The organism is Leuconostoc fallax (genome assembly GCF_004354645.1).
In the GTDB taxonomy this organism is placed as follows: Bacteria; Bacillota; Bacilli; order Lactobacillales; family Lactobacillaceae; genus Leuconostoc_B; species Leuconostoc_B fallax.
Genome location: NZ_PUFI01000007.1, coordinates 1 through 712, shown reverse-complemented (window position 1 = coordinate 712; position 712 = coordinate 1). Strand labels below are relative to the sequence as shown.

The following is a 712-nucleotide window of genomic DNA, read 5'->3' as shown; positions in this document are numbered from 1 at the left end:
AATCTGTATCCGGTTCTGAATCAGTAAGTACGAGTGAGTCATTATCTGGTTCAACGTCGCTAAGTACGAGTGAATCTGTATCCGGTTCTGAATCAGTAAGTACAAGCGAATCTATTTCCGGTTCTGAATCAGTAAGTACAAGCGAATCTGTATCCGGTTCTGAATCAGTAAGTACAAGCGAATCTGTATCCGGTTCTGAATCAGTAAGTACGAGTGAGTCATTATCTGGTTCAACGTCGCTAAGTACGAGTGAATCCGTTTCTGGTTCGGAATCAGTAAGTACAAGCGAATCCGTATCCGGTTCTGAATCAGTAAGCACGAGTGAATCCGTATCCGGCTCAGAATCAGTAAGTACGAGTGGATCCGTATCCGGCTCAGAATCAGTAAGCACGAGTGAATCCGTATCCGGTTCAGAATCAGTAAGTACAAGTGAATCTGTATCCGGTTCAGAATCAGTAAGTACGAGTGAATCTGTATCCGGTTCTGAATCAGTAAGTACAAGCGAATCTATTTCTAGCTCCGAATCAATTAGTGCGAGTGAATCCGTATCCGGCTCAGAATCAGTAAGTACGAGTGAATCCGTATCCGGCTCAGAATCAGTAAGTACGAGTGAATCCGTATCCGGTTCTGAATCAGTAAGTACAAGCGAATCTATTTCCGGTTCTGAATCAGTAAGTACAAGCGAATCTGTATCCGGTTCTGAATCAGTAAG

General features: G+C 43.4%; 1 protein-coding gene. It reads left to right on the top strand.

The window, feature by feature from the left end; all coding sequences use genetic code 11:
* A partial coding sequence (locus C5L23_RS08560) for a hypothetical protein (protein ID WP_193617324.1) occupies positions 1-712 on the top strand: 712 nt, incomplete at both ends.